Source organism: Paenibacillus xanthanilyticus (assembly GCF_042682185.1).
Classification (GTDB): domain Bacteria; phylum Bacillota; class Bacilli; order Paenibacillales; family Paenibacillaceae; genus Paenibacillus_Z; species Paenibacillus_Z xanthanilyticus.
The window spans coordinates 2,914,778-2,940,000 of record NZ_JBHUHA010000002.1 but is presented as its reverse complement, the minus strand read 5'-3'; the positions used below and the strand labels follow the sequence as shown (position 1 = coordinate 2,940,000).

The following is a 25,223-nucleotide window of genomic DNA, read 5'->3' as shown; positions in this document are numbered from 1 at the left end:
CGGGGCGTTCCTTATCCGCTATAGGCTGCTTCTCCCGCTTCGATCGGAGCCGACGGCGCGGGCTTGTTGCCTTCCTCTCCCAAAGAGAGAATGTATTGTTCGAGGATGGACACCATTTTATCGCGGCTGGTCTCTTCCATGATGTTATCCTTCACGCGCGCGGCGCCCGGGAGGCCCTTCATATACCAAGCCAGATGCTTGCGCATCTCACGCACCGCTACGGCTTCGCCCTTCAGCGCAGCCAGTCGGTCCATGTGCAAAATCGCCACTTCCATCTTCTCGCGCGGCGTCGGGTCGTCGAGCAGTTCGCCCGTCCCTAGATACTGGATGGTTCTGTACAGCATCCACGGATTGCCGAGCGCCCCTCGGCCGATCATGACGCCGTCGACGCCCGTATGCTCGAGCATGCGCTTCGCGTCCATCGGCGTGACCACGTCGCCGTTGCCGATGACGGGGATAGATACGGCTTGTTTGACATCTCTTATAATATCCCAGTTCGCCTTGCCGGTATACAACTGCTCCCGCGTGCGGCCGTGCACGCTGACCGCGCTGCCTCCGGCGCGTTCGACTGCTTGGGCGTTCTCAATCGCATAAATATGTTCGCTATCCCAGCCGATCCGCATCTTGACGGTAACCGGCTTGTCGACCGCTTCGACGACGGCGGACACCATCTCGTATATTTTGTTCGGATCGAGCAGCCAACGGGCGCCCGCATCGCATTTGGTTACTTTCGGCACCGGGCAGCCCATGTTGATGTCGATAATGTCCGCGTTCGTCTGTTTGTCGACGACCTTGGCGGCTTCCACCAATGATTCCCGGTCCCCGCCGAAAATCTGCAGGCTGAGCGGCTTCTCCCGCTCGTCGACGTAGAGCATCTCCATCGTCCGTTTGTTCCCGTGCAAAATGGCCTTGTCGCTGACCATCTCCGCGCATACCAAGCCGGTGCCGAATTCCTTGGCAATCAGTCGAAAAGCCGGATTGCACACGCCTGCCATCGGCGCCAGTACGACCTTGTTCTTCATCTCGATGTTCCCGATTTTGAGCATGCCGCTCCTCGCTCCTTCCATCCTGCGTACCTTCGGCCCGCTTATGTGTTTGTCGTCATTGATTCGTCAGTTCGTCATAGCTGATGCCGAGCGTGCTCGAAATTTTCTCCAGCAGCTTCGGATCCGGTTTGCGCGTCCCCCGCTCCAAGGAGCCGAGCACCGCCACCGAGACGTCGAGCCGTTCCGCGAGTTCCTGCTGCGTGTAACCCTTCAGCTTTCTAAAGGCGCGGACGCGTTGTGCCAGTTGATCGTATTCCATAACGCGATGCCTTCCCCTCCATCCTGTAGAGCCCGCCGCGCCTCCCTATCGACCTGAGCGAACAGCTCATGGTCTTGCGTAATTACGTCGCGAAGCGGCACCAATACGAAAGCGCGCTCCAGCATACGCGGGTGAGGCAGCGTTAATTCCTGAACATCCATCCGAACGTCGTCGTACAGCAACAAATCCAAATCGATCGTGCGCGGCCCCCAGCGGATATCCCGCTTCCGGCCAAGCTCCGCCTCGATGCCGAGCATCGCGCGCAGCAGCTCCACCGGTTCCAGCGAGGTGGAAAGCGCCGCGGCCATATTAAGAAACGGCGGCTGGTCCGTATATCCTACCGGATCGGTCTCGTAGAGACCCGATATGCGAAGCACATCGATATCCGGCCTGTCGTTCAATTGGTTCAACGCCTGCACGAGAAGCCGATCCCGATCGCCCATGTTGGAGCCGAGGGCAATGTAGGCAACCTGCCGTTCGGGTTGATTTTCGCTCGAAGCCATCAACGTTCCCGCTTTCTGTTCAGTTCTACGGTGACCCCGTCAAAATGAATGTCGAACGGCGGATGCGGCTTCGTTACGCGGACCGTCACTTCATTTATACTAGTATAAGCCTCGAGAAGCTGCGATGCAATGGAACCCGCCAACGCTTCGATCAGCTTAAAGGGCGCCCCTTCGACGATCGACTTGGTCCGCGCGTGCACCTCCGCGTAATTAACGGTGTAATTCAAATCGTCGGTTTGAGCCGCCCGACTCAAGTCCAGCCTCAGATCGAGATCCACGATAAACTGCTGGCCCAGCTTGTTCTCCTCGGGAAATACGCCGTGGTAGCCGTAAAACCGCATTCCTTTTAGCGACATAAGATCCATTTGTTATTCCCTCCCGTATACGATCGCGTCGGCCATCCGCGCGTTCTGCTTCATCTGACGCACATCGTGCACCCGCATAATCTGACAGCCCTGCGCGATGCCCAGCGTAACCGTGGCCGCCGTCCCGAACGCCAATTCGTCCACCGGCAGCTGCAGCGTCTCACGAATAAATTTCTTGCGCGAGGTGCCTAAGAGGACGGGATAGCCAAGGTCCGAAAGTCGGCTCAAATGCGCCATTAGCGTCATATTCTCATCGTAGTTCTTCGCAAACCCGATCCCCGGATCAAGCCATATGTTCGCCTCCGGTACGCCATGCTGCTGCGCGATTGCCGCGCTCTCCCGCAAATCGGCAATGACGTCCTCCACGAAATCGCCGTAGTCCCGGTCGTGGCGATTGTGGTTCAAAATGACCGGGCAGCCGAACTCCGCCGCGACTTCCGCCATCTTAGGATCGCCTTTGAGCGCCCATATATCGTTCAAAATATGCGCGCCCGCTTCAAGCGCGGCTCTCGCCGTATCCGCCTTATACGTATCAATGGAGATTGGCATGCCGGGCAGCGCTTCCCTCACCGCGCGGATGACAGGCAGCACCCGGCTCAACTCCTCTTCCAGCGGCACCGGCACGAAGCCCGGCCGCGTCGATTCGCCGCCGATGTCGATCAGGTCCGCGCCTTCGTCCGCCATTCTCCGCGCATGCGCCACGGCCGATTCCACCGTTTGAAACCGCCCGCCGTCGGAGAAGGAATCCGGCGTTGCATTCAGGATCCCCATGATTAGCGTTCGGCGGCCTAGCGTAAGCTCGGTTCCGTCTCCAAATTTGTAATGCCGCTCCGGTACTTGCCTTCTAATTCCGCCTGACGCCAATATGATTCCACCTTTCTTCGATTGCGCGCTTTCCGCTAGTTATCTTAGGCTCCCGCTTCAGACCGATAAGCCCTTAGCAGCATGGTCGTGGTGGGACCGGCGGCTCCGTCGCCGACTTGAGTCCGCGCGCCGTCGTCTCCGCGCAGCGTCGTAATCGGGACTACCTCCTGAATGGAATTGGTTATCCAGACTTCTTGCGCACGCTTGAGCCCCTCCCACGTATAATGCCCCTCCTGCACGCGAACCCCCGCAGCCGCAGCCAATTCCATGACGCGCGCGCGAGTGATGCCCGGCAGTATGCCCGTGTCGACGGATGGCGTGTGCACGATGCCGTCTTTCAAGAAGAACAAGTTGCTGACGATGCCCTCCGAAAGCCAGCCTTCCTTGGTTAGCATGAGCCCTTCCGCATTGGGAGCCGCACCGATTCCCCGAAGCTCCCGCTTGGCCAGTATATTGTTCATATAGTGCAGCGACTTGAATCGGACCGGACCTTCCGGGGTGTTGCGCCGCGTCTCCAGCAGCGCCAGCTCTTTGCCTTCCGCGTAGAGCCGTTCGCTTGGCTCAGGCAGCGGCTTGACGAGCAGCAGCCTATTCGGCGCCTCGTAATCATCCTGCGGCAATCCCAGCCCCGCTTCGCCTGCCGTAACGGTAAGCCTTACGTAAGCCTCCTCTAGATGATTGGCAGCCATGACTTCGGCCAGCCAAACCCGAAGAGCCCCCGGCTCCAGCTCGCAGCGGATCCCCAGCTCCCGGCATCCGCCCGCCAGCCTCTCCAGATGACGCTCTAACAAAAAAGGACGTCCGCCATAGGTGCGAAAGGTCTCAAAGAGTCCGATTCCATATAAAAAACCGTGATCGTAAACCGGGATCACGGCTTCCTCCGCATGTATGATGCTTCCGTTCCAACCGATCTTCATCGTACCGCGCCGGCGCGCATGCCAAGGAAATTGCGAAGCAGTGTCAGCCCGTTCTCGGTAATGATCGATTCCGGATGAAATTGCACGCCTTCGATCGGGTAGTGTTTGTGACGCAGTCCCATAATCTCGCCCTCGGCCGTCTCAGCGGTAATCTCCAGACAGTCCGGCAGCGTCTCGCGCTTCACGATCAGCGAGTGGTAACGCGTCGCCGTGAATGGAGACGGAATGCCCGCAAACACGGTCTTACCGTCATGGAAAATCTCCGAGGTCTTGCCATGCATCAACCGTTCGGCGCGCACGACTTCGCCGCCGAACGCTTGTCCGATCGATTGGTGACCGAGACATACGCCAAAAATCGGAATCTCGCCTTTGAACCGCTCCAGCAGCGCGAGGCTGATTCCCGCCTCGTTCGGGCTGCACGGGCCCGGCGAAATCAGGATATGGTCGGGCGCCAGCGCCGCGATTCCCTCCAAGTCAATCTCATCATTGCGCTTCACCAGAATCTCTTGGCCCAGTTCGCCCAAATATTGAACCAGATTGTACGTAAAGGAATCATAGTTGTCGATGACCAAAATCATGCGCTTCGCCCCCCTTGAAATGTCCGTCCCGCTTTGCCCATCTCTGGCTGTACTGAACCGCCTTCCAAAGCGCCTTCGCCTTGCTGAGCGATTCATAGTACTCCCGTTCCGGCACGGAATCGATCACGATGCCTGCTCCCGCTTGAATATGAACGCTGCCGTCTTTCACGGCCATCGTTCGGATAATTATATTAAATTCCATATCGCCGTTATAGTCAATCCAGCCCATGGAACCCGTATACGGTCCGCGCCTCGTCGGCTCCAGCTCTTCGATGATTTCCATCGTGCGAATCTTCGGCGCACCGGTGATCGTGCCCCCCGGGAAAGTCGCCGCGATGACGTCGTAAGCGTCCTTGCCCTCGGCAAGGGTGCCCTCGACCTGCGAGACGAGATGCATCACGTGGCTATAGTACTCGATGACCATGAGTTCCTCCACTCGTACCGTGCCATAGGCCGCGATACGTCCGAGGTCATTGCGCTCCAGGTCGACGAGCATAATATGCTCCGCCCGCTCCTTCTCGTTCGAGAGGAGTTCGTCCGCCATACGCCGGTCTTCTTCTTCCGTTCGGCCTCTCCTGCGAGTTCCCGCGATCGGACGGGTTGCCAGCTTGCCGCCTACCAGCTCTACGAGCAGCTCGGGCGAACCCGACACGAGCTGAAAATCCGGACAGCGCAGCATGCCCATGTACGGGGAAGGATTGACCAAGCGCAGCCATTCGTAGAGGTCCTCCGGGGCGGCGTCCGTGCGCAAGCTCTGCCGCTGCGACAGGTTGACCTGAAAGACGTCGCCTTGGCCGATATAGGCTTGGATCCGCTCGACGGCGGCCTCAAATGCTTCCTTGCGAAACGGCGAGGTCAGCCCCTCCATGGCCTCCACGTCGATATGCGGCGTATCGGCTCCGATGAACGCTTCGCGAGCCTTTCGCTTCTCCTTCAAAGCAGCCGCCTCGGCTTCCTCCCCGCTGCCGATGCCCGTAAGCGCCTGCCAAAGTCCCGCCATCCGCTCAGCTTGCCCGCGCGCCGTCCAATACTGCGTCTCAAGCTCCGCTTCATCGGCACTGCAATTGTCCGCGTGAACGGCACAATATAGCGTACGGTTCTGGTGATCGACGACCCAAAGCTCGCTCATGCGCAGAAACACGTAGTCCGGCAGCCCAAGGTCATCAGCCGCCAACTCCGGCAGCCGTTCGATCGTGCGAATGACATCATAGCTCCAAAAGCCGACGCAGCCTCCGGTCCACTTCGGGCCATCCGGCCTTCTCGGCGATCGGTAAGGCTGCATCCATTGACGGACAGCCGCGAGCGGCGAGGCAGCCCAAGCATGCTTGACGCCGGTCCGCAGATCCGTCGCCTCCGCCTGGTCGCCCTTCCCCCGAATGACCGAGGACGGATGTAAACCCAAGTACGTATACCGTCCATCCTTGCCACTCTCCAGCACGAAGGCGTATGCGGAGGCCGCCTGCCACGCCCGCTCCCACGAATCCGGCTTGCCGCTCTCCCCTTCCGGAAGCGGCCAGGCATATACGACGGGCAGCGTCTCGTATCCCGCTTTACGCCAGCCGCGCCATTCCTCATATGAAGTGACCGTCATGATGCATCGTCCCCCGATCTTTCTCTTCCGTAAACGCCCCGAAGGCGCTTCTTGTTGCCTGCTAGTATACCGAATCGCACCTGAAAAGAAAAGAGCGACGAAGACAAGGCCCACTGGCGCGCACAAATAAAAGGGACTCCGAAGGAGTCCCTTGATCCCGCATGCGCGGCGCTATTAGTTCTCGAAATTAAACAGAGGCGTAGACAGGTAACGTTCGCCGTTCGAAGGCACGACCGCGATAACGCGCTTGCCTTTGCCCAGCTCCTTGGCTACTTTGAGCGCGGCGAAAATCGCGGCGCCCGAGGAGATGCCGACCAGAAGGCCTTCTTCTTTCGCGGAGCGGCGAGCCGTCTCGAAAGCTTCCTCGTTGTCTACGGTAATGATTTGGTCGTAGATCTCGCGGTTCAAAATCTCAGGAACGAAGTTGGCGCCGATCCCTTGGATCTTGTGCGGACCCGGGTTGCCGCCCGACAGGATCGGGGATGCCGTAGGCTCGACCGCTACGATCTTGATGCCCGGGAAGTTCTGCTTCAGCACTTCGCCCGTGCCGCTGATCGTGCCGCCCGTGCCGATGCCGGCAACGAATGCGTCCAGCTTGCCATCAAGGGAGTTGATCGCTTCCACGATCTCCGGACCGGTCGTCTCGCGGTGAACCTTCACGTTCGCTTGGTTCTTAAATTGCTGTGGGATGAAGTAAGAAGGATTCTCCTTCTGCAGCTCTTCTGCGCGACGAACCGCGCCGTTCATGCCCTCGGATCCCGGCGTGAGGACAAGCTCTGCCCCATAGGCACGAAGCAAGTTGCGACGCTCGATGCTCATCGTCTCAGGCATAACGAGAATTGCTTTGTAGCCTTTAGCGGCTGCAACCATCGCAAGGCCGATACCCGTGTTGCCGCTCGTAGGCTCGACGATCGTGTCGCCCGGCTTGATGCGGCCTTCTTGTTCGGCAACCTCGATCATGCTGATCGCGATCCGGTCTTTAACGCTGGCGCCGGGGTTCTGGAATTCAAGCTTGACGTAGATCTCCGCGCTGTCTTCCGGTACCAGACGGTTCAAGCGAACAAGCGGCGTATCGCCAATGAGTTCGGTTACATTATTCACAATTCTAGCCATGAGAAAATGAGCCTCCTTATTCCGACTAATTCAGTTGGTATTACCTACATCTTAACAATATTTTACGGTCGTTGTCAATAGGTAGTTTACGAATCGAGCTAGTAGGAATAACGGCTTCCTGCCGCGCCATCCCTCACGTTTACTACGTCTTCGCATCCGTTCCCGCTGCATCAGACACCAAGACTTTCGCCTCGTATTTGCGAAGAAGCTTCTCTTCCACGTCCTGCAGCGATTCGGCCTTCTCCAACGCCAACTGCTTGCGCGCAAGCGAACGAATCTCTTCTTCGCTCATCGTCTTCTCTTCCTTGCGGTCGGCCAACAGCACGATCGCTTGTCCGCCTTCGACCGGGATCGGTCCAGTCACCTCGCCCGGCGCAAGCGACGATGCAGCCATCAGCACGTCTTGATCGAAAAAGGGATCGTCCTGCTCAATCCACCCCAGCTCCCCGCCGATGGAAGCCGTATCGCGATCAATTGACGCCGACGCGGCCAATTCGTCGAAGCTTGCGCCTTCTTCGAGCTGTCCAAGCAGCTCTTCCGCCGCTTGCTCGCCCTCGGTGACGATCCAGGCGAGGCGAAGCTGGATTCCGGTCGTAAATTGCGCCTGATGATCGGTCACGTATTGTTCTAATTCCTCATCCGTGATGGCAATATCCCGCGTCGCGATTTTCTCAAGCAGCAGCTTGTACTTGGCGTCGTCCCGAATTTCTTCCGGGGTCAACCCCAAGCTTTGCCGCATCTCGCTAAAATATCGCTCTTCGCTCTCGTACCCTTCCATCATCGAATTCAATTCCTGCGCAAGCTCTGATTCGCTTACGGTTAGGCCTGCGGCGGCGGCCTCCTGCCGGATCGCGGCCCGGGCCATTAACGTGTGGAGCACGGTATCTCCGTATTGATCCTTGAGCCGGCTTTCGAACTCCTGCCACGTGATCCTCTCGTTCCCGACGGTCGCCGCGATCGCCGGGCCCTTGTCCTGCACGTCCTCATCCGGCTCGCCGCCCTCGTTCTTGCCGCTCCCCTGCGGCGCGAGAACTCGCGTGATGACGACCACCGCGAGCACCATCATACATACGGCCTGAAGCAGCACGATTCGCCTCAGCACCCGGTCTTTCCCCATGATTCGCGCCTCCGACTATTGAATCGGTTTCGGCTTTGCCTGTTCAATCAAGCGCTCTAGCTGCGGCCGGTCAAATTCATATTTCTCATTGCAGAAATGACATACGATCTCCGCATGTCCGTCTTCTTCGATAATCGTCTTCAGCTCCTGCTCGCCCAGACTGATCATCGTGCGTTCGATGCGGTCCTGCGAGCATTTGCATTGGAACACGATGTTCATCTCGTCCATCAGATTCAGGTCATCGCCGACCAAGAAGCCGAGGATGCCCTCCGGGGTCTCCCCCTGATCGAGCAGCGCGGTGACCGGAGGCATGTTCGCCACGGCACGCTCCAAGCGCGTAATCTCGTCATCCGTCACGCCGGGCAGCAGCTGCACGATGAAGCCGCCCGCATTCATGACACCGTCCGGTCCGACCAGCACGCCTAAGCCGACGACCGATGGCGTCTGCTCGGAGGATGCGAAGTAATACGTGAAGTCCTCGCCCAGTTCGCCCGAAATAATCGGTACGCTGCCGCGGTAAGGTTCCTTCAGCCCCAAGTCCTTCAGCACGTGGATGAAGCCGCTGCGGCCAACCGCGCCCGCCACGTCCAGCTTGCCCTGCGGATTGCTGGCCAAATGCACCTGCGGATGCTCCGCATAGCCGCGCACTTCGCCTTTGGCATTGGCGTCGATCACGATTTGGCCCATCGGCCCATCGCCTTTGACCTGAATCGTCAGCTTCTCTTCGCCCTTGAGCATCGCGCCCATCATCGCGCCCGCGGTAGCCGCCCGCCCAAGCGCGGCTGTCGCCGTCGGCATCGATTCATGCCGCGTCTCCAATTCCCGAACCAGCTCGGTCGTACGCACGGCAAAGACGCGCAGCTTGCCGCCCCATGCCGTTCCGCGTACCAGTATATCGTTGGTTGTCTCCACTTGATTCTCTCCTTAATCCTGATTCCGTTCGTAAATGATGCGCAGCCCTTCCAGCGTCAGCAGCGGATCGACCAGCTCGATCGTCTCCGATTCGCCGGCGATCAGCTCGGCGAGCCCGCCCGTCGCGATAACGCGGGGGCTGACGCCGAATTCCGAACGGATGCGTCTCACGATGCCGTCGACTTGTCCCGCGTAGCCGAAAATAATGCCCGCCTGCATCGACGTGACCGGGTTGCGTCCAATGACGCTCTTCGGCTTCACCAGCTCGATGCGCGGCAGCTTCGCGGCGCGTTGGTAGAGCGCCTCCGTCGAAATGCCGATACCCGGCACGATGGCGCCACCCAAATAGTTTCCGCCGTTGTCGATATAATCAAACGTGGTCGCGGTGCCGAAGTCGACCACGATCAGCGGCGTGCCGTATTTCTCGATGCCGGCAACCGAGTTGACGATCCGATCCGCCCCCACTTCCCGCGGATTCTCGTACCGGATGTTGAGTCCTGTCTTAACGCCCGGGCCCACGACGAGCGGCGCTTTATGCAAGTATTGCTCGCACAGCTGCTCAAGCGTCCGCATCAGCGGCGGCACGACCGAGGAAATGATGACGCCCTCTACGTCTTTCACGCTCACGCCCGCGATGCGAAACAAATTATGTATAAGCACGCCGTACTCGTCCACCGTCGAGGAACGGTTCGTGCTCAGCCGCCAGTGATGCAGCAGCGTCTTCTTATCGTAAATACCAAGTACGATATTCGTGTTGCCTACGTCTACAACCAGAATCACTGACCTTGGCCTCCCTTTTTCTCGTTCAGGTCCAGACTGATGTCGAGCGACTGGAACGAATAGGTGAGCGCGCCGACCGAAATGACATCCACGCCCGTCTCTGCGATGCCGCGGATCGTCGTCAGGTTTACGCCCCCCGATGCTTCTACAATAACATGAGGGGACTGCGCTTTGATACGGGAGACGGCTTCGCGCATGAGATCCGGCTGCATATTGTCCAACATGATGATATCGGCGCCGCTCGCGAGCGCTTCGTCCACCTGCGCGATCGACTCCGTCTCCACCTCGATCTTCATCGTATGGGGGATTTGCCGGCGCGCGGATTCGACGGCTTCGCGGATGCCGCCCGCCCCTTTAATATGATTATCCTTGATCATGACCGCGTCGTAGAGGCCGAACCGATGATTGGCGCCGCCGCCCACGCGGACGGCATATTTCTCGAGCAGCCGATGGCCCGGCGTCGTCTTGCGGGTATCGACCAAGCGCGTCGGAAGACCGCCCAATGCATCCACGTAGCTGCGGGTCTTCGTCGCGATACCGGACAGCCGCTGCATGAGGTTAAGCGCCAGACGCTCCCCGGTCAAAATGCTATGCGTGCTGCCTTCCACCTCGATGATGACCTTGCCGCGCTCGACGGCTTCGCCATCCGCCGCGTACGCCTGGAAAACAAGCGTAGGATCGACCGTATCGAATACAAGCCGCGCGACCGGAATGCCGGCGATAATGCCGTCATCCTTCATATGTATAACCGCCTTGGACTGTCGGCCCGCGGGAATCGTCGACCAGCTGGACACATCCCCAGCGCCGACGTCCTCGGCCAACCAGGCTTTGATCTGCTGCCGCAGCGCATCGGCGTTGCCGCCGATCGCGGACAGGTCGCTATTCATCATGCTTCTCCGTTACTCCTTTCGATAACCCGTGTTCCCGGTGAAGCAGCGTATGGGTACGCCATGCCCGGTCGTCTCGCTCCGGAAAATCTTCCCTGTAATGCGCGCCCCGGCTCTCTTCCCGGGCAGCCGCCGCTTCCGCAGTCAGCATGGCGCAGGTGAGCAAATTCGCAAATTCGTACTCCTCGCGCGTGCGCAGCACCTGCTGAAAGAACGGCAGTTGGCGTTTTAGCTCCTCGAGGCCTCTAGCCAGGCCTTTGCCATCACGGCGCAGGCCGACGTTCCGGACCATCACCTTCTGCAGCTTGAGCCGCTTCTCGACGACTGCCTGCATCGGCGCGTGCGTCCGCTGCAGCGAAATCGGCTGATCGCAAAGTCCTGATTGCAGAGGAGGCAGCTCGTTAATGCGCTTCACGATGCGTCGGCCGAACACGATCGCCTCCGACAGCGAGTTGCTCGCCAGCCGGTTCGCCCCGTGCACCCCGGTGGACGAACACTCGCCGCACGCGAACAAACGGGGAATATTGGTCTCGCCATGCAAATCGGTTTTTACGCCGCCCATCATATAATGCGCGGCCGGGGCGACCGGAATCCAGTCGGTCGTCAAATCCAGGCCGTACGTGAGACAAAACTCGTAAATCGTCGGGAACCGGTGCTGCACCATCTCCGGCGATTCATGGGTAATATCCAAATACACAAAGGTCGACTTCGTCGCTTCCATCTCGCTGACGATCGCCCGGGCCACGACATCGCGCGGCGCAAGCTCCAGCTGCTCATGGTAGCGATCCATGAAACGCTCCCCGCGAATATTGCGCAGCACCGCACCTTCGCCTCGCACCGCTTCCGAGATAAGGAAGCGCGGCGCGCCCGGATAACAGAGCGACGTCGGGTGAAACTGAATAAACTCCATGTCTTGTATGTAAGCGCCTGCGCGATAAGCCATGGCGACGCCGTCGCCCGTCGCGACGTCCGGGTTGGTCGTATAGCGATAGAGTTGGCCCGTGCCGCCCGAACAGAGCACGGTTGCTCTGCCCCGCACGTACAGCCGGCTGCCATCGGGCTTCTGCACGATCGCGCCGCTGCACTCGCCGTCTGCCGTCACGAGATCAATGACGAAATGATCGTCCCAGACTTCGATTCTCGGCTCCGCCGTCGCTTTCTCCGACAGCGCGCGCACGATCTCGTAACCGGTCGCGTCGCCGTTCGCATGCAGGATACGCCGATGACTGTGCGCGCCTTCTTTGGTCAGCTCGTATTCGCCATTCTCCTGGTCGAACTGCGTGCCCATTCGAACGAGATCCTCGACCCCTCTGGGCCCCTCATGAACGAGGACGTTCACGGCCGTCTCCGAACAGAGCCCCGCTCCTGCGATGAGCGTATCGTGAAGATGATAGGCCGGGGAATCGTCCTCGGCGATAACCGCGGCGATCCCGCCCTGGGCATAACGGGTATTGCTGTCCATGAGCGACTTCTTCGTAATCATGAGCACGTCGTGGGTCTTGCTTGCCTTAAGCGCGGTGAATAAGCCCGCAATGCCGGCACCGATGACGAGGACGTCTTTCTCGACGACAGGGAGCTCGGATAAATCGATATCAACTAAATAACGTGGGATCATCGGGTCTCGTCGTTCCTTTCTTATGGAAAGAGAGTAGCGCATGCTACTTCACCTGTAACATGCGCTCCAAGGATAAACGGGCTTTATCTGCGACTTCTTCCGGCACGTAAATCTGCGGCTGCATCGTCTCCAGACATTTCACCAGCTTCTTCAAGTTGTTGACCTTCATATTCGGGCAAACGAGATATTTGGTCGCGAAGTGGAACGTCTTGTCTGGGCTGTCGAGTCGCAGCTGATATCCCGTGCCGTCTTCCGTTCCCACGATAAACTCTTTATTTGGCGATTCTTTGCAATATTTAATGATGGCGGTCGTGCTGCCGACGAAATCTCCGAGTGCCACGACTTCCGGACGGCATTCCGGATGGACGACAAATTCGGCATTCGGATACTTGGCTTTCATCTCTTCCACGTCTTTGACGGTCAGCATATCATGCGTGTTGCAGTAGCCTTCCCAGATGATCATTTTCTTGTCGGTTTTTTGCTGCACGTAGTGGCCGAGGTTCTTATCCGGCACCCAAATGATTTCGTCCGATTCGACGGAATTGACGACGCGTACCGCATTCGCCGACGTACAGCAAATATCGGTCTCGGCCTTAATCTCGGCAGACGAGTTAATGTACGTCACGACGGTCGCGTTCGGGTGCTGCGCCTTCAGCTTGCGAAGACCGTCGACGTTGACCATGTCCGCCATCGGGCAGCCTGCCCGTTCGTCGGGAATGATGACCGTCTTGTTCGGGGCCAGAATCTTCGCGCTCTCGCCCATGAAGTGCACGCCGCAGAAGACGATGACATCCGCGTCCGTCTGCGCCGCTTTCTGTGCCAACAGGAAGGAATCTCCGCGGAAATCCGCCACTTCCTGTATTTCGTCGCGCTGATAATAATGAGCGAGTATGATGGCATTGCGTTCTTTCTTTAATTGCATCAGGCGTTCGCGCAGCTCCCGATTCTGTTCGGCTTTGCGCTCGAGTGCCAATGCTTCCATGTCGTGACCTCTCCTCTTTTTCCACTTTGTGAACAGATGCACAAACTTATCGATAAGAACAGATATAGTGTGAACCATCTCGGGGAAATTCATTTGATTAAGAATTAATTTACACAAGGCTCGAAGGGCTGTCAATAAAGTCCCCATAAGAAAAACCCCCATGCCTTCGCGTAATCGAAAGCATGAGGGTCTACAGCAACCAGGATGAACCATTTTGGCTTGAAATGGGTATCGTCGTCCAAAGAACGCTTAGCGTTTGCCCGGATCGTACGGCTCGCCCAGCGCGCCTGGCGCACGGGAACGGCCTACGGCAGCCGCGAGCACAATCAGCGTCAGCAAGTAAGGCAGCATGTAGAAGAATTCCTCCGGAATCTGCTGCGAGAACTCGAACAGCTGCGCGAAGTTGCGAAGCGAAATCGCGAAGCCGAAGAAGATCGCCGCGCCGGCCGCGCCGAGCGGGTGCCACTTGCCGAAGATGACGGCCGCCAAGGCGATGAAGCCTTGACCGGAAATCGTATTATGCGAGAATGTGCCCGTCGTCGTCAGCGTAATCGTCGCGCCCCCAAGACCTGCCAACACGCCGCTGAGCAGCACGCCGATGTAACGGTACTTGGTGACCGAGATGCCGACCGTATCGGCGGAACCCGGATGCTCGCCGACCGCGCGCAGACGCAGGCCGAATGGCGTCTTAAACAGGACGAACCAAACGATCGCGATCATAACGATGCAGAGATACGTGGTCGGATATGCCGTAAAGAGACCTTCGCCGATCAGCGGGATGTCCGACAGACCCGGAATCGCGTATTTGGAGAACATCTCGACGGAGTTCGTCTCGCCTGCCCCATCGTACAAGCTCTTCACCAAGTACAGGGAGAAGCCGAGCGCCAGGAAGTTGATGACCGTACCGACGACGACTTGGTTCGCCTTGAACGTGATGGTCGCCAGCGCGTGCAGCAAGGCGAAGATCGTGGCGAAAATCATCGCCGTCACGATGCCGACCCATGCTGCGGACAGTCCGCCCATACCGCTGCGCGCCGCATAATCCGCGCCGACCGCCGCCGCGAATGCGCCTGCCGTCATCAAACCTTCCAATCCGATGTTGACGACGCCGGAGCGCTCCGACAGCAAGCCGCCGAGCGCCACGAAGATGAGAGCGGTCGAGAACACGAGCGTCGTGTTCATTAATTGACCAAGAATTTCGATTACGTTCATGTGCGTGACGCCTCCTTGCTGCCATCAGTCGGCTTGTTTCTACGGAAGGAGAACGGCTTCATGACCATGCGCACGATGCCATGCGAAGCGATGAAGAAAATGATCGCGCCGATGACGATGCGCACGACTTCCGTCGGCACGTCGGCCTCGAAGCTCATGCCGCCCGAACCGTAAGTCAGGCCGCCGAACAGGATCGCTGCCAGCAGAATGCCGATTGGCGTATTACCGCCCAAGAGCGATACCGCGATGCCGTCGAACCCGTAACCCGGAGATGCCGACGAAATCGTTTGATAGCCAAAGACGCCGAGCACCTCGAAGGCACCGCCAAGACCGGCGAACGCGCCTGCAATGAACATCGATTTGACGACCGTACGGCCGACGTTCATGCCCGCGTAATGAGCCGCGTCCGGATTCAAGCCAACCGCGCGAAGCTCATAGCCTTGTTTCGTTTTCCAAAGCAAGATATAGAAGAGGAAGACGCAAATAAGCGCGACGATCGTACCGCCGTGCATACGCGCATGATCCATCATCTCAGACAACCAGCCAATGGACCAAGAGGCCGATTCATGAACTTCGTTGGACTTCTGCTGCCCTTTCTCGCTGAGCCACGTACCGATGACGTAGTTGGCCAAGTAGAGACCGATCCAGTTCATCATGATGCTCGAAATAACTTCGTTCACGCCGCGCTTGGCTTTCAGGTAGCCGACTATGCCGGCCCAAATGCCGCCAAGCACCGCTCCGCCGAGCATGGCAAGCGGCGCATGAAGAAACCAAGGAAGGTCCAACTTCACGCCGATGAGCGTCGCGCCCAGCATGCCCATGACGAATTGTCCTTCGGCGCCGATGTTGAATAGGCCCGTCCGGAACGCGAAGGCGACGGATAAACCGGTAAAAATTAACGGCGTAATCGCGCGAATCGTCTCGCCGATGTCATACGGGCTCTCGATCAGCTTGCCGAATAGCGCACCGTACGCGACAAGCGGATTGTACCCGCCAGCCAACATCACGAGGGCGCCGGTAATCAGACCGAGAATAATCGCGACGATCGGAACGAGCGATGATGACTTCGTGAAAATCTTGATGCCTTTGCCTAAAGCTTTGTTATATTGTTTCTCTGGAGATTCCATACCTTCACCCCCCTACGCGTTGGTGTCGCCGGCCATCAGCATGCCCAGGCGCTGGTTGTCGCGGTTGAGCGGGTCAACTTCGCCGACGATTCGCCCTTCGTACATGACGGCAATCCGATCCGATAATTCAAATAGCTCATCCAGCTCGAAGGAAATCAGCAAAATCGCTTTGCCTTCGTCTCTTGCTTGACGCAGCCGCTGCTGGACATATTCGATTGCGCCGATATCCAAACCACGCGTCGGCTGTACCGCGATGAGAAGCGATGGATTCCGCCACAACTCGCGCGCAATAATCGCCTTTTGCTGATTACCGCCGGAGAGCGAGCGAGCATGCGTGTGAATGCCGGAGGAGCGGACGTCAAACTCCGTCGTCAGTTTGTTCGCCAGCTTGTCCATTTCCTCGTACTTCAAGAACCCGCCGTTATTAAATGGCTTCTGGAAGTAGTTCCCCAGCACGACATTCTCGCTGAGCGTGAAGTCTAGTACCAAGCCGTGCTTGTGACGATCTTCCGGAATGTGGCTGATACCCGCCAGACCGGTTTGGCGCGGGCTTTGGTTGGTGATGTCCTTGCCGTTGATCGTCACCTGACCGCCACTCAGCTTTACCATGCCGGTAATCGCTTGTACCAGCTCGGACTGACCATTGCCGTCGACGCCTGCGATGCCGAGAATTTCGCCCGCGCGAATCTCGAGACTGACGCCGTTCAGAACGGATTTGTTCTGATTGGACTTCATCTGAAGATCTTTGGCCGTGAAAATAACCTTGCCGACTTCGCGTCTTGATTTCTCCGTCTGCAGGCTTACGCTTCTGCCGACCATGAGCTCAGCCAGCTCGCGCTCGTTCGTATTCTTCGTCTCGACCGTGCCGACGACCTTGCCGCGGCGAATGACCGTGACGGAATTGGACAGGGCCATGACTTCCTTCAGCTTATGCGTAATGATGATGATCGATTTGCCTTCAGCCGCGAGGCTTCGGAGAATGTCGAGGAGCTCTTCGATTTCCTTGACCGTCAGCACCGCCGTCGGTTCGTCAAAGATGAGAATATCCGCTCCGCGATAGAGCGTCTTCAGAATTTCTACCCGCTGCTGCATACCGACCGTGATGTCCTCGATCCGCATGCCCGGGTCTACCTGCAGCCCGTATTGCTCGGAGAGCCGCTTAACCTTCTCGTTCGCTTGCTTCAAATTGATTACGCCGCCCTTGGACGGCTCGCTGCCCAGCACGATATTCTCCGCAACGGTGAATGGTTGTACCAGCTTGAAATGCTGATGCACCATGCCGATGCCAAGTTCGATGGCTTTGGAAGGGCCGTCGATGACGGTAGGCACGCCATTAACCCGGATTTCGCCTTCATCCGGTTGATACAGGCCGAACAATATGTTCATCAGCGTTGATTTGCCGGCACCGTTCTCCCCAAGGAGCGCGTGAATCTCGCCCTTGCGGAGCTTGAAGCTGATTCCGTCATTCGCGACAATGCCTGGAAATCGCTTGGTGATGCCACTCAGTTCAACCGCTGCCACGTTCTGTTCCATGATATGGCCATCTCCTTTCTAACCTCTTTACCCCATTCAACAGTATACTTCACGGTCTATGTAAGCGTATACTAGAATTGAAATCCATTTTTTAATAACAAATAATTCCTTTTAATTACGGAATTCTCTTTAAAAAAGACCGGCTCGAGAGCCGGTCTTTAATCCCTTCCCGCGAAAGCCTTGCTTTTCGAAAAGGTGTTATTCCGTAGGAACCGTGATTTTACCGTCGATGATTTGTTGTTTGTACTCGTCTACTTTCGCAAGCACGTCAGCCGGAACGTTCTTCGTCGAAGTCTCCGGAAGACCTACCGCGTTGTCTTTCAAACCAAGTACAGTCGTCGTGCCGCCAGCAAAATTGCCCGCGATCAGGTCGTTGGATACTTTCTCAACCGCTTGCTTAACGCCCTTCATCATCGACGTGAGCGTGACTTCGTCGCCGAATTCGAGCGATTGGTCTTTGTCTACGCCGATAACCCATACTTGCGTGCCGTTCTTCACGCGGTCTTTCGCCTCGGTGAACACGCCGTTACCTGTTGCGCCCGATGCGTGGAAGATGATGTCTACGCCGTCGTTGTACATTGTAGCTGCTGCTGCTTTACCAAGGTCAGGCTTCGAGAAGTCGCCCGTGTAGTTGATTTTGATGTCTGCGTCTGGTTTAACCGCCAGAACGCCTGCTTTGAAGCCAGCTTCGAAGCGTTTGATAACCGGGATGTCCATGCCGCCCACAAAACCGACTTTGCCGGATTTCGTCATCAGGCCCGCAACCACGCCTACGAGGTAGGAACCTTCGTGCTCGGCGAACGTTACGGATTGAACATTTGGCGCGTCAACGACGCTGTCGATCAGCCCGAGCTTCGCGTCCGGGTTTTGGGCAGCTACATTCTTCATGGCCGTCTCGAACAGGAAGCCGATACCCCATGTCAGATCGTAGCCTTCTTTAACGAATTTGTTCAGGTTCGGCTCCATGTCCGCGTCGCCTTTGGATTCCAGATATTTAACGGATGCGCCAGTCGCCTTCTCTACTTCTTGGAGACCTTCCCAAGCGCTTTGGTTAAACGACTTGTCGTTTACGCCGCCGACGTCTGTCGCCATGCCGATTCGAATGTCTTTACCGCTTGCGCCGCCGTCTGTCTCTTTATCGGCGTTCGTGGCGCCATTGCCGGTTGCACCATTGTTCGTTGTTGCATTAGACCCACCGTTCTCGGTGTTGTTCTTGCTGCCGCAGCCTGCGAGTGCAAGCGTTAGCACCAGCGCGACCACTGTTACCCACATCAGACGCTTCTTCATGTGATAATCGCTCCTCTTCTTGGTAAAAGTTCCAGCCGATTCGCACGCTACAGATTGTGCCAAATTCTGCATCCAGCTTTGCCAGAAGCAAGGCAATTGGCCATTGCAACCTATATCTGCCTATCGCCGATACTTTACCTATTATCTTCGAAAAGCATGTCTTCGTCAATCTAAAATATGTCAACTAACATAACGCATTAATACCATTAAATTCACATCAAAAACATCAGAATTGACTGTACAAGTAGTATATCCCGCACTAAATGTTATTAATGTGTAACATATTTCCTTTTTCAAGAGATGGCCCATGCACATGAAAAAGCTGTTTCAACCACGCCGCCCCTGGAAGGGGCAAACGTTGATTGAAACAGCTTCATCGCACTATCCGTTGCCGTTCGAGCCGTCGTCTGGATCGCTGTTCGGCGTCCCTTCACCCGGCTCGCGGGATTGAATGCGAACTTTCACGCCGCCGATCGTATCCACGATCGGATCGGACGTCGTTTCTTCCGCGGACCCTCCGGCTGCGTCGCCGCCGCCATCGATGGAACCACCGTCGATCAAACGCTTGATTTGCTCCAGCTCCAACGTCTCCTCGCGGAGAAGCGTCTGGGCAATCAGGTGAACCGCTTCGGATTTCTCGTTCAGCAGGTTCTTCGCTCTTGTATAGCAATCATTGATGATGCGCTGCATCTCTTGGTCAATCTCGTAGGCAATCGCATCCGAATAGTTCTGCTCATGGCCAATATCGCGGCCCAGGAACACTTGGCCTTGCGAATTGCCGAATTGCAACGGTCCGAGCTTCTCGCTCATCCCGTACTCCATGATCATCGCGCGCACGATGCTGGTTGCATGCTTAAAATCGCTGTAAGCGCCCGTGCCGATTTCACCAATGAAGAGCTCTTCGGCTACGCGTCCGCCTAAGAGACCCGTTACCTTGTCAAGCAATTCTTGCTTGGTCGTCAGCATGCGGTCTTCCTTCGGAAGCATGATGACATAGCCGCCTGCTTTGCCGCGCGGTATGATCGTCACTTTATGCACCATATCGGCATGCTCCAAGAAGTAGCCGATAATCGTATGGCCGGCTTCGTGGTAAGCGACGATGCGTTTCTCGCGGTCGCTGATCACGCGGCTGCGTTTCTCCGTACCGACGATTACGCGGTCGATTGCTTCGTCCACTTCGACCATGGCGATGTCCTTCTTGTTGCGGCGAGCCGCAAGCAGCGCCGCCTCGTTCAACAGGTTCTCCAAGTCTGCGCCAGTGAAGCCCGTCGTACGCTTGGCGATAACATCGAGCTTGACGTCTTTGGCGAGCGGCTTGTTGCGCGCGTGTACTTTCAGTACCGCTTCGCGGCCCTTCACGTCCGGACGATCAACGGTAATCTGACGGTCAAAACGACCTGGACGGAGCAAGGCAGGGTCCAGGATATCCGGTCTGTTGGTTGCCGCGACGATGATGATGCCTTCGTTCGCGCCAAAGCCGTCCATCTCGACGAGCAACTGGTTGAGCGTCTGCTCGCGTTCGTCATGTCCGCCGCCGAGTCCGGCGCCACGCTGACGGCCAACGGCATCGATCTCGTCGATGAAGATAATGCACGGCGCGTTCTTCTTCGCGTTCTCGAACAAATCGCGGACGCGGGATGCGCCGACGCCGACGAACATCTCGACGAAGTCAGAACCGGAAATACTGAAGAACGGAACGCCCGCTTCGCCCGCAACGGCGCGAGCCAGCAACGTTTTACCCGTACCTGGAGGCCCGTTCAGCAGGACGCCTTTCGGAATGCGCGCGCCGACCGCAGCGAACTTGCGAGGGTCTTTCAGGAACTCGACGACTTCAACGAGCTCTTGTTTCTCCTCATCCGCGCCGGCGACGTCCTCGAACGTCACGCGTTTCTTTTCTTCGTTATACAAGCGTGCCCGGCTCTTGCCAAAGTTCATCACTTTGCCGCCGCCGCCTTGCGCTTGATTAATTAAGAAGAAGAACAGAATGAAAATAATCACGAACGGAATGATCGAAGTCAGAAAGGTCAGCCAAATGCTGTCGCCTTTCATTGGTTTGTTCCTCACCTCGACGCCGTTCTTCTGCGCTACGGACATAATGTCCTGTATGACGAATTCCTCGACGTTCGTGTGCGTGTAAAACTTCTTCTGCTCAGGGTCCTTGCTGCCCGCGGGAGGCGTTCTATATTCACCAGTGACCAAGTAGGAATAATTCTCGAACTGCAGCGTGAGTACCTTTACGTTATCTTTAGCTAATTCCTGCTGTAGCTGGTCGTAACGGATTTCGACGCTGCTATCGTTTTGGCTGCTGATAAATTGGAATATCCCGACAGTCACTAAAAAGATGATCAAATAAAAACCAGTGTTACGGATGATCCGATTCATCCCCTACCTCCTCTCAAGACGCTTAAGATATTTTACCATAGCATGAATCTCCACCACAAACCGCGTCAGGGAGGGTGCATGTACGGCGAATCGCATCGTTCGCGAAAGAAACGGTCAGCGGGAAGCCGAAGCTTCCCCCTCGTCTTACTTCTCGTAAACTTCCGGCTTCAAAATGCCGATGAGCGGCAGATTGCGGTACTTCTCCGCATAGTCGAGCCCATAGCCCACCACGAATGCGTCCGGGAGGACGAATCCGCTGTAATCGGCATTGAGTTCCACCTTGCGTCCGGACGGCTTATCGAACAAGGTGACGAGCGTAATGGATTTCGCGTTGCGTCTTTCGAGAACGTCGATCAGATAGCTCAGCGTCAGACCGCTGTCGATAATATCTTCGACGATCAGAATTTCCCGGCCTTGCACGGGTACATCCAAATCCTTGATGATCTTCACGACACCCGATGTCTTCGTCGAATGGCCATAGCTCGATACCGCCATGAAATCGATCTCCAGCGGAATCGTAATGTTCTTCACCAGATCTGCCATGAAGATGAATGCGCCTTTCAGCACGCAAATGACGAGCGGGTTGCGCCCTTCAAATGTCGCGCTGATCGTCTCGCCAAGCTCCTTCACTTTCTGCTGAATCTGGTCTGTGTCGTATAGTACTTCTTGAATGTCGTTCAGCAATGCCGGGACCTCCCATGTTTTTACCTATACTATGAAATCTTGGTCGCTTCTTATTCGGACAATTCTGCCTCAAGAGCCGTCAGTAAAAGCCCGAATGCGCAGCACCTGCCGCGTGACCTCCGTCACCTGGGCGGCTTCTCCCCGCCTGACTCCCGGGATCCAGACTATGTCCCCCGCAGCGTCGGCCAGAAGCGGCATGAGTTCCCTTCTGGACGGCGGAATTCGTTCATCAACGAACATATCTTGCACTTTTTTGGTGCCGTTTAAACCAAGCACCCGCATGCGGTCGCCCGGAAGTCTATTCCTTGCGACGAGCGGAAACGCAAGCCGATCCGCATCGAATACGGCTTCGTCCCGGCCCGCAGGCTTGGTCGCAACGGAGGCTTGCTCCACGGTTAGCGACAGCGTAATCCCCGCTTCCGCTATATACAGCCGACTCGCAGCTACTTCCAATTCGTAGCGATAAGAGCCCGGGACGAGAGCTTCGCCCCGCCAAAAGCGCAGGTTATCGTATTCCCTCGTGAAACGAATTCCGCCGCCCGCATCGATCCGCCATGTGGAAGCCGCGTCCTCGCGGGCCGCTTCGCGCATGCTTTCAACGGTATCGAATGGAGTGGTTTCCTTTTCCATGCCCATATGAATCAATATTAGTTTAATCAATCTCCTTTGTAAAGCGACATGAAGGCCAAGCAAAGCGCCGCGTTCCAAACGGCAACCGTCCGCTTCCACGACCACCAGGCGGCGAAAAGCTTCCCGCGCTTCGGACTCCATCCAGTCGTCCTCCTCGGCTGCAATATCCGATAATCGGACCAGCGAATCGGTCAACTGGGGATTGTAATTGCGCAAAACCGGCATGAGATCTAGTCGAACCCGATTGCGCGTGTAGTCCCGCTTGCGGTTGCTGCTGTCGTCGGTTACGGTCAGTCCCCGCGCCCTGCAGTACTCTTCCAAGGCCGTCTTGTTAATACGGAGCAGCGGTCGAATCAGTTGCACGTTTTTTTCGCTGCGCGAGAACGTCATGCCAGCCAGTCCCGACATTCCGGTGCCGCGCAAAATCCGCATCAGCACGGTCTCGGCCTGGTCGTCCGCATGATGGCCCAGCGCGATCCGCCGCGCTCCGTGCTTGCGGGCGATCCGGTGCAGGAAGTCGTATCGCTTCTCGCGCGCCGCGGCTTGCGGATTCATTCCGGTCTCTTCTATATAACCCGGCAAATCGATAAAAACCGACTCGCAGGGAATGCCAAGTTTCTCCGCAAATCGACGCACCGTCTCCGCTTCCGACGCCGACTCTATTCCCCGGAATCCATGATCGACGTGAGCGGCAATGATCTGAAGGCCCTCGTCGTCTTGGATCCGGTGTAGGAGGTCGAGCAGCGCGACGGAGTCCGGCCCGCCGGAGACGGCCACGATAATCGTGTCTCCGCGTTCCCATAGCTTCCTCGCCACGGCCTGCGCCTTCATCTTATGTATAAGTTCTTGTTCGTCCACGAATACAGCCTCTCCCGCCCGTTACTACGCCATCGTGCCCGGCGCTTACGCTCCCGTTCGGAGCAGCCAATAAATCGTCGTCGCCAGCAGTGCCGCCGATGCGACAAAAAGCCCCTTCATCCATCTCGGAACGGACGGCGAAGATCGTCCGCTTGTTCGCCGCTGCCACTGCTGCCATTCCCGCGCCGCTTCTTCCACGCCCGAGAAGGTGCCTCGCAGCGCCTTGGCGAGCCAGTCGCCGAGCGGCCTGAGCGCCGGTATCGACTGCGCCAGCTTCAGCAGCTCCTCCGGCGAGCGGTTCTGCGGCAGCAGCGATCCGGCCAGCGCCGCCAGCCTGCGTGCGTCATAGACCTGGATGCAGAGGACGCCGAACGAAAAGAGGTCATATCCCGCATCGGCGGAACGTGACCCGGCATTCCAATATCCGCGGTCGTAGATCTCGGTAAACTGGCGCACGCTCTTGCCGAACGCCGTAACGCCCCCGTAGTCGACCAGTTCCACCCGACCGTAATCGGAGACGAGCACGTTCTCGGCCTTCAGGTCGCCGAACGTCCATCTGCCGGCATGCAGCTCGCTCAATTTGACTAGCAGGCTGTAACCGGCCACCGGGAACCATTCCATGCCCCGTTTCGACAGAAAGTCGGATAATGTCGCGCCACGGATATAGCGCATGACATAGAACGGATACTCCTTGCCGTCCGTCCCGCTATAGTCGTCCACCTCGACCAGATAAGGCTCCGCCCGGCTCACCAATTTGGCCTTGGCGATCGCCTGGAGCACGTTGATCTCGGACTGCAGGTCGATCGCATCGGCCCCGATTTTCATGGCATACCACGTACGCTGCCGCTCCACGAGATAGACCTTGCCATTGGCCCCTTCGCCCAATAGGCGTTCTACCCTATAGCTGGACCGCTTCCATTTGCCCCGGATGACCGTGCCGCGCGGGAGACGCCAATCAAACGACGTAGTCACTCATCTGGCCATCCGTTTCGTCGGGATTGCGGTAGCTGCGCGGAGCCGGGGCGCGGAAGCTGTCCACCACGTGCAGAATCGCCGGCCCCGTCGGCGTCGTGCCGCGCATCTGGAGCCGGGGCAGAAACTGATGGACGCCGCGCACGTCGGTCGTCCAGTCCAGGTCGAGTACACATTCGTCGCCGTGTGCTGATCCCGGAAAATGAAACACGGCGATCTCGCTGCGGCCCTGCCGGGCTTGCAGACTGAGCGCCAAATCCCGAATCGCCTCTTCCACGGCCGCAAGCTTCGGCTTCATGCTGGCGCTCGCGTCGATGAGCAGCGCTACGCGCAGCTTGCTCGTCTCGCTCAGCTCGTCCATGACCCGCACGACTTCGCCCCGTTTCTCCGGTGGCAGCTCTTCAATAGAAGAAGCGCCGAGCACCTGCTTCAGCTCGCGATGAACGGCATGCTGGATGGTCTGGACGACCGTCTTGCGCGTCAGCATCTGGACGGTCTGCGAGAGCTGCCGGGTGTGCGCCAGCCGGCTCAGGCCTCCGCCCGCACGGGCGATCTCCTCGATCTCCGCGGAGCCGAATTCACCCAAATCCCCTTGATCCAGCACGCCGACCACATTCACGGCTATGCCTTCGGCATGCGCTTGCGCCGCCGCGACGATCGGACTTACGCCTACGTTGGAACATCCGTCGGTTATCAGCAAAATCTGCTTCATGCTCATTCCCCCAAGTTATGGAATCTACCGCCAACTGTCTCTATCAGCATAGCCATAATTGGGAGAATTTAATCTCTCTGCTAGGCGGTTCGCTTGCGCGCCGCAACCTTCATTAACCGCGGCGAACTCGCCGCGAATCCGCAAGGTCCGATCTTAAGCTTACCGAATCTCGGCTTCCGGAACAAGCCGAAGCCCGTCTCCATAACGTCGCAAAATAAAAAAAAGCATGCCGGCCCGCCGCAAGCTTGCAGCCCGCGCTACTTGCGCGCGTGCAAAGCTTGCGGTCCGGACCGGCAT

Annotated in this window: 24 protein-coding genes; all 24 read right to left on the bottom strand. The window is 57.5% G+C overall.

Annotation, left to right across the window (positions count from 1 at the left end; genetic code table 11):
* Positions 1 to 11 precede the first annotated feature (11 nt).
* The 24 genes from dusB to ACFSKT_RS30295 all read right to left on the bottom strand — a co-directional run bounded on the left by dusB (position 12) and on the right by ACFSKT_RS30295 (position 24,926).
* Entirely contained in the window at positions 12 to 1,046 is a 1,035-nt protein-coding gene (dusB, locus tag ACFSKT_RS30410; protein WP_377716800.1) for a tRNA dihydrouridine synthase DusB, read from the bottom strand.
* A 55-nt stretch (positions 1,047 to 1,101) separates the two neighbouring features.
* Positions 1,102 to 1,305, bottom strand: a complete 204-nt coding sequence (locus tag ACFSKT_RS30405; protein WP_148933582.1) for a helix-turn-helix domain-containing protein — start codon at positions 1,303 to 1,305, stop codon at positions 1,102 to 1,104.
* A complete protein-coding gene (gene folK / locus ACFSKT_RS30400) occupies positions 1,257 to 1,808 on the bottom strand; it encodes a 2-amino-4-hydroxy-6-hydroxymethyldihydropteridine diphosphokinase (RefSeq protein ID WP_377716802.1) in 552 nt (183 codons plus the stop codon). The genes ACFSKT_RS30405 and folK overlap by 49 nt, the downstream gene beginning before the upstream one ends.
* The gene (gene folB, locus ACFSKT_RS30395) at positions 1,808 to 2,173 is read right to left on the bottom strand and encodes a dihydroneopterin aldolase (RefSeq protein WP_377716804.1); all 366 of its coding nucleotides are present in this window, start codon (positions 2,171 to 2,173) and stop codon (positions 1,808 to 1,810) included. Before folB ends, folK begins: the two co-directional genes overlap by 1 nt.
* A 3-nt stretch (positions 2,174 to 2,176) precedes the next feature.
* Positions 2,177 to 2,944 (bottom strand): dihydropteroate synthase, encoded by a 768-nt coding sequence (gene folP, locus ACFSKT_RS30390; protein WP_377716806.1) that lies wholly within the window; start codon positions 2,942 to 2,944, stop codon positions 2,177 to 2,179.
* A gap of 137 nt (positions 2,945 to 3,081) precedes the next feature.
* Complete coding sequence (gene pabC, locus ACFSKT_RS30385; RefSeq protein WP_377716808.1) at positions 3,082 to 3,954, bottom strand: aminodeoxychorismate lyase; 873 nt, start codon at positions 3,952 to 3,954, stop codon at positions 3,082 to 3,084.
* Positions 3,951 to 4,532, bottom strand: coding sequence for an aminodeoxychorismate/anthranilate synthase component II (pabA, locus tag ACFSKT_RS30380; protein ID WP_148933577.1), 582 nt, complete (start codon positions 4,530 to 4,532; stop codon positions 3,951 to 3,953). Before pabA ends, pabC begins: the two co-directional genes overlap by 4 nt.
* A complete protein-coding gene (locus ACFSKT_RS30375; protein ID WP_377716810.1) occupies positions 4,507 to 6,123 on the bottom strand; it encodes an anthranilate synthase component I family protein in 1,617 nt (538 codons plus the stop codon). The genes pabA and ACFSKT_RS30375 overlap by 26 nt, the downstream gene beginning before the upstream one ends.
* 174 nt (positions 6,124 to 6,297) lie before the next feature.
* A complete protein-coding gene (cysK, locus tag ACFSKT_RS30370; RefSeq protein WP_377716812.1) occupies positions 6,298 to 7,236 on the bottom strand; it encodes a cysteine synthase A in 939 nt (312 codons plus the stop codon).
* A gap of 142 nt (positions 7,237 to 7,378) precedes the next feature.
* Positions 7,379 to 8,353: a peptidyl-prolyl cis-trans isomerase gene (locus tag ACFSKT_RS30365; protein ID WP_377716814.1), complete on the bottom strand. Its 975-nt coding sequence runs from the start codon at positions 8,351 to 8,353 to the stop codon at positions 7,379 to 7,381.
* Between the two features lie 15 nt (positions 8,354 to 8,368).
* The gene (hslO, locus tag ACFSKT_RS30360) at positions 8,369 to 9,265 is read right to left on the bottom strand and encodes an Hsp33 family molecular chaperone HslO (RefSeq protein ID WP_377716816.1); all 897 of its coding nucleotides are present in this window, start codon (positions 9,263 to 9,265) and stop codon (positions 8,369 to 8,371) included.
* 12 nt (positions 9,266 to 9,277) lie between these two features.
* A complete protein-coding gene (locus ACFSKT_RS30355; RefSeq protein WP_377716818.1) occupies positions 9,278 to 10,045 on the bottom strand; it encodes a type III pantothenate kinase in 768 nt (255 codons plus the stop codon).
* Positions 10,042 to 10,935: a carboxylating nicotinate-nucleotide diphosphorylase gene (gene nadC, locus ACFSKT_RS30350; protein ID WP_377716820.1), complete on the bottom strand. Its 894-nt coding sequence runs from the start codon at positions 10,933 to 10,935 to the stop codon at positions 10,042 to 10,044. The genes ACFSKT_RS30355 and nadC overlap by 4 nt, the downstream gene beginning before the upstream one ends.
* Positions 10,925 to 12,547, bottom strand: a complete 1,623-nt coding sequence (gene nadB, locus ACFSKT_RS30345; RefSeq protein WP_377716822.1) for an L-aspartate oxidase — start codon at positions 12,545 to 12,547, stop codon at positions 10,925 to 10,927. Before nadB ends, nadC begins: the two co-directional genes overlap by 11 nt.
* A gap of 43 nt (positions 12,548 to 12,590) precedes the next feature.
* Positions 12,591 to 13,529: a quinolinate synthase NadA gene (nadA, locus tag ACFSKT_RS30340; RefSeq protein ID WP_377488064.1), complete on the bottom strand. Its 939-nt coding sequence runs from the start codon at positions 13,527 to 13,529 to the stop codon at positions 12,591 to 12,593.
* 249 nt (positions 13,530 to 13,778) lie between these two features.
* Complete coding sequence (locus ACFSKT_RS30335) at positions 13,779 to 14,741, bottom strand: ABC transporter permease (RefSeq protein WP_377716824.1); 963 nt, start codon at positions 14,739 to 14,741, stop codon at positions 13,779 to 13,781.
* Positions 14,738 to 15,868, bottom strand: a complete 1,131-nt coding sequence (locus tag ACFSKT_RS30330; protein ID WP_377716826.1) for an ABC transporter permease — start codon at positions 15,866 to 15,868, stop codon at positions 14,738 to 14,740. Before ACFSKT_RS30330 ends, ACFSKT_RS30335 begins: the two co-directional genes overlap by 4 nt.
* A gap of 12 nt (positions 15,869 to 15,880) precedes the next feature.
* Entirely contained in the window at positions 15,881 to 17,401 is a 1,521-nt protein-coding gene (locus ACFSKT_RS30325) for an ABC transporter ATP-binding protein (protein ID WP_377716828.1), read from the bottom strand.
* Positions 17,402 to 17,599: 198 nt separating this feature from the next.
* Positions 17,600 to 18,688, bottom strand: a complete 1,089-nt coding sequence (locus tag ACFSKT_RS30320; RefSeq protein WP_377716830.1) for a BMP family lipoprotein — start codon at positions 18,686 to 18,688, stop codon at positions 17,600 to 17,602.
* A 381-nt stretch (positions 18,689 to 19,069) separates the two neighbouring features.
* Positions 19,070 to 21,070 (bottom strand): ATP-dependent zinc metalloprotease FtsH, encoded by a 2,001-nt coding sequence (gene ftsH, locus ACFSKT_RS30315; protein ID WP_377716832.1) that lies wholly within the window; start codon positions 21,068 to 21,070, stop codon positions 19,070 to 19,072.
* Between the two features lie 144 nt (positions 21,071 to 21,214).
* Complete coding sequence (hpt, locus tag ACFSKT_RS30310) at positions 21,215 to 21,754, bottom strand: hypoxanthine phosphoribosyltransferase (protein ID WP_148933564.1); 540 nt, start codon at positions 21,752 to 21,754, stop codon at positions 21,215 to 21,217.
* A 69-nt stretch (positions 21,755 to 21,823) separates the two neighbouring features.
* The gene (gene tilS / locus ACFSKT_RS30305) at positions 21,824 to 23,242 is read right to left on the bottom strand and encodes a tRNA lysidine(34) synthetase TilS (protein WP_377716835.1); all 1,419 of its coding nucleotides are present in this window, start codon (positions 23,240 to 23,242) and stop codon (positions 21,824 to 21,826) included.
* Between the two features lie 45 nt (positions 23,243 to 23,287).
* Entirely contained in the window at positions 23,288 to 24,214 is a 927-nt protein-coding gene (locus ACFSKT_RS30300; protein WP_377716837.1) for a protein kinase domain-containing protein, read from the bottom strand.
* Positions 24,198 to 24,926, bottom strand: coding sequence for a vWA domain-containing protein (locus ACFSKT_RS30295; RefSeq protein ID WP_377716839.1), 729 nt, complete (start codon positions 24,924 to 24,926; stop codon positions 24,198 to 24,200). Before ACFSKT_RS30295 ends, ACFSKT_RS30300 begins: the two co-directional genes overlap by 17 nt.
* Positions 24,927 to 25,223 lie beyond the last annotated feature (297 nt).

Coding starts and splice junctions, on each gene's coding strand:
- ACFSKT_RS30365 (WP_377716814.1), bottom strand. CDS start 8,353: ATGGGGAAAGACCGGGTGCTGAGGCGAATCGTGCTGCTTCAGGCCGTA.
- nadB (WP_377716822.1), bottom strand. CDS start 12,547: ATGATCCCACGTTATTTAGTTGATATCGATTTATCCGAGCTCCCTGTC.
- ACFSKT_RS30335 (WP_377716824.1), bottom strand. CDS start 14,741: ATGAACGTAATCGAAATTCTTGGTCAATTAATGAACACGACGCTCGTG.
- folK (WP_377716802.1), bottom strand. CDS start 1,808: ATGGCTTCGAGCGAAAATCAACCCGAACGGCAGGTTGCCTACATTGCC.
- cysK (WP_377716812.1), bottom strand. CDS start 7,236: ATGGCTAGAATTGTGAATAATGTAACCGAACTCATTGGCGATACGCCG.
- ACFSKT_RS30295 (WP_377716839.1), bottom strand. CDS start 24,926: ATGAAGCAGATTTTGCTGATAACCGACGGATGTTCCAACGTAGGCGTA.
- nadC (WP_377716820.1), bottom strand. CDS start 10,935: ATGATGAATAGCGACCTGTCCGCGATCGGCGGCAACGCCGATGCGCTG.
- pabC (WP_377716808.1), bottom strand. CDS start 3,954: ATGAAGATCGGTTGGAACGGAAGCATCATACATGCGGAGGAAGCCGTG.
- ACFSKT_RS30375 (WP_377716810.1), bottom strand. CDS start 6,123: ATGACGGTCACTTCATATGAGGAATGGCGCGGCTGGCGTAAAGCGGGA.
- folP (WP_377716806.1), bottom strand. CDS start 2,944: ATGGGGATCCTGAATGCAACGCCGGATTCCTTCTCCGACGGCGGGCGG.
- nadA (WP_377488064.1), bottom strand. CDS start 13,529: ATGGAAGCATTGGCACTCGAGCGCAAAGCCGAACAGAATCGGGAGCTG.
- ftsH (WP_377716832.1), bottom strand. CDS start 21,070: ATGAATCGGATCATCCGTAACACTGGTTTTTATTTGATCATCTTTTTA.
- ACFSKT_RS30405 (WP_148933582.1), bottom strand. CDS start 1,305: ATGGAATACGATCAACTGGCACAACGCGTCCGCGCCTTTAGAAAGCTG.
- ACFSKT_RS30325 (WP_377716828.1), bottom strand. CDS start 17,401: ATGGAACAGAACGTGGCAGCGGTTGAACTGAGTGGCATCACCAAGCGA.
- folB (WP_377716804.1), bottom strand. CDS start 2,173: ATGGATCTTATGTCGCTAAAAGGAATGCGGTTTTACGGCTACCACGGC.
- ACFSKT_RS30320 (WP_377716830.1), bottom strand. CDS start 18,688: ATGAAGAAGCGTCTGATGTGGGTAACAGTGGTCGCGCTGGTGCTAACG.
- ACFSKT_RS30330 (WP_377716826.1), bottom strand. CDS start 15,868: ATGGAATCTCCAGAGAAACAATATAACAAAGCTTTAGGCAAAGGCATC.
- dusB (WP_377716800.1), bottom strand. CDS start 1,046: ATGCTCAAAATCGGGAACATCGAGATGAAGAACAAGGTCGTACTGGCG.
- pabA (WP_148933577.1), bottom strand. CDS start 4,532: ATGATTTTGGTCATCGACAACTATGATTCCTTTACGTACAATCTGGTT.